Raw genomic sequence first — 2766 nt, forward strand, 5'->3', positions numbered from 1 at the left:
GGAACTCACAGAGCGGGTCGTTGATTTGGTTGAAGAAAATACAGATGTGGCCATACGCAGCGGCCGCTTGCCAGATTCAACCATGATAGCCAAAAAGCTGCTAGCCAATAATTTCTTGTTATGCGCTAGTTCGGAGTATCTGGCAAAGCGAGGAACACCAGACTCACCCCAGTCGCTCAGTAACCATCAATGTATTCGATATGGCTATGCGGGATGGCGTGAGTGGTATTTGATGGAGGATCCTATTAATCGGCTTGATATTGATGGTGCCATTACGGTGAATACTGTGAACGGACAAAAGCAGTTGTTGCTCAACAATGCCGGACTAGCGTTGATGCCTTTATGGGCCGTACAAAAGGAGCTGCAAAGTGGTGAACTGATCAATGTACTGCCTCAACATACCTTTAGCCCTTATGAGGTAATAAGCTCGACATATGCCATTTATCTGAAACGGGAATTGGTGTCGCCGAAGATTAGGGTGTTTATCGATTATATGAGCCGTCATATTTGAACTGTCTGTCGGCTCGTTACCGTGTAGCGTTTGGGTATATGCTTAATAGCATGCCGCGTATAGCTTAGCGATGACTTTATATCACGGTAACAGCTGGGGGGGTTGCCTAATATGAATAAAACCAAGCTCTTGTTCATTTTTGTTTGTGTATTTACGGCTTCGTGTATTAGCGATCTCTATTCGAAGCCTATTCCCAATACATCCGATGATATTTCCACGATCTCTGAGCAGTATGTGAACGCAACGCGCGGTGGTGTCCTGGATGTGACAGCAGTTATTCCCGGCAAGATATATCATCCCCGTGATGGTTACATCAGCTATGAACGGTTTTGGTGTATTGATGAAGAAAAAGGATCTGTTGAAGAATATATCGAGCTAATGGCGCAGGTCTGTAAATTGAAAGATGGCGTTTTCAAAGGGGAGTGGTGTGTGTCGTCTAATCATCGCCTGCCTTTGTTTAGTGCCACGATCGAGCAAAACGGCACCACGTGTACTGGCGGTGATCTCACAACCATTATTCACAATAGGGAGCCGATTTCTTCAGCAACAGCCAGTGAATGGTTGATAACTGCCGAAGCCTTTGGTTTCGAACGGGAGGTTAAATAGCCCAACGTTGCTTTAGCTTACCACTTACCACATCGATCAGCGACTGAGTGCTGAGTGACAATCCGGCACTGTCCTGGTTAATGATTTTCGGGCGTTGGCCATGTTCTGTCAGGTCGTAGCTAAGAAATTGTTTGATATCGTTGAAATAGAAAATCACACCTGTGGCGTCACTTTTATTAGGGATCGAGAAATACCCAGATGAAGAGACGGAAAAGGAAAGCTCGTATGGATACTGGCTGATAATCTTTTCAGCGTACGCATGGGTAAATTGCTGTTTGATATCCGCTGATTGATAAAGGTTTTCGAAGGGTTCAAGGGGAGAAACAGATAAGTTGAGCTTGCGAATAAAGGCCTCGGATTGTGTGTCAATGCGGAGGTTTTCATCGAGATAAGCTAAATTGAGTATTTCGTCCCGTTGCTGCTTGATATGGGTCAGTTCTTGTTGGTAGCGATGAAGCAGCAGTGCCGATTCTCGTTCGTTGATATATGTTTTTTCTCTCAGTGCCCGTCGAGCCTGCGCAAGTTGGTAGTTTAGGTTATCGGGAAAATGTTGTGTGTTATTTGTCGTATCAAAGTAGCCATTGAGTTCGGTCATCGCATGCCATATATCAGCTGCATAGCTATCAATCACTTTCGATGCCTTGTCCTTCAAATAGTCAGGAAAGGGGGCTAGCAACTGATCACGGTTGATGTATACACAGTTCGCTGTGACTGTTGTCAGGAGCTCTGATATTCCGTTAAATTGCCGACAAATGCCATGAGGCCGATTGTCATAACTGAACGTGAGCTCATCAATTAGCTTGATGCTGGAATCATGGTTATCGATGGTGCGCTGTAATGTTTGACGAAGTGCCGCTGAGAGCTGGTTATATCGCCTGGATTGAGATTTTATTTCAGTTTCAAGTGAGATAACTCTTTCTTGATAAGTGATCTCAGACGTTTCTAAAAAGTGAATCTTATTGCTCAGTTCATATATTGAATGGCGATAGTTCTTCAGATCTTTGTCGATTTTCCGCTGCATTCCAACTGCTATCGCGTCAACGTTACTGAGGTAACTGAGATAACGTTTTTTGGATTTTTCCAGAGCTGTGATGAATGAAGCCGCTTCAGGCAGGCTTGTTTTCTTGAACATAGCCTTTAACTCGGCGAGATCGCCTAGAAAGTTAGCGTGTTGCAACCAATGATGTTCGAGCAGGTGAGAAGAAAGAGTATGGATATGATTGTATTCTTCAGGAACCGATAATGGGCTGTGTTGCTTTGTTACGACAAGACCTGAAATAGCTACTTCTTGATTAGAAGAATTAATGCTCAATGAACCAAGATCGAGTTGGTTCTCAGTTTTGCATGCCGCCAGACCGTAAACAGCTGTGACTACACATAACTTTTCAATAACATTCATATCTACTGAAACCTGGCTGCCTTTCTTCTTATTTTTGGAAGAGTGTACCGAGAAAATATCAATATGCAATCGATTTATGTTGTTGTTTTAAAGGGTGAGCAACAATCACCCAATATGCTGTTGTTCCTGGTATAACTCGGCTCAGAGAAATAATTTTAGTCAATGGCATAAGTTAACCTCGCTTAAAAGTTAGTCTTTTGTTCTCATTGTGTTAAATTTAACTGGACGGACCAGGCAGGGGTATTATTCA

At 43.4% G+C, this 2766-nt stretch carries 3 protein-coding genes; 2 read left to right on the top strand and 1 reads right to left on the bottom strand.

All coding sequences use genetic code 11. The features are described from left to right. Together MHN01_RS23485 and MHN01_RS23490 are read left to right on the top strand one after the other, a co-directional pair. The coding region (locus tag MHN01_RS23485; RefSeq protein ID WP_239413773.1) for a substrate binding domain-containing protein at positions 1 to 511 on the top strand (511 nt) is incomplete at its 5' end. Between the two features lie 111 nt (positions 512 to 622). Further along, positions 623 to 1117 carry a hypothetical protein gene (locus MHN01_RS23490; protein ID WP_239413774.1) on the top strand — a complete coding sequence of 165 codons (495 nt, stop codon included), beginning with the start codon at positions 623 to 625 and terminating at the stop codon, positions 1115 to 1117. Here MHN01_RS23490 and MHN01_RS23495 read toward each other — a convergent pair. After that, the gene (locus MHN01_RS23495; RefSeq protein ID WP_239413776.1) at positions 1110 to 2516 is read right to left on the bottom strand and encodes a hypothetical protein; all 1407 of its coding nucleotides are present in this window, start codon (positions 2514 to 2516) and stop codon (positions 1110 to 1112) included. The genes MHN01_RS23490 and MHN01_RS23495 overlap by 8 nt on opposite strands. Positions 2517 to 2766 lie beyond the last annotated feature (250 nt).

It is taken from the genome of Photobacterium sp. OFAV2-7 (assembly GCF_022347985.1).
Lineage (GTDB): Bacteria > Pseudomonadota > Gammaproteobacteria > Enterobacterales > Vibrionaceae > Photobacterium.

What these genes read in the sequence shown, in the direction of transcription:
- MHN01_RS23495 (WP_239413776.1), bottom strand. Translation starts at nt 2,516, where the DNA reads ATGAATGTTATTGAAAAGTTATGTGTAGTCACAGCTGTTTACGGTCTG.
- MHN01_RS23490 (WP_239413774.1), top strand. Translation starts at nt 623, where the DNA reads ATGAATAAAACCAAGCTCTTGTTCATTTTTGTTTGTGTATTTACGGCT.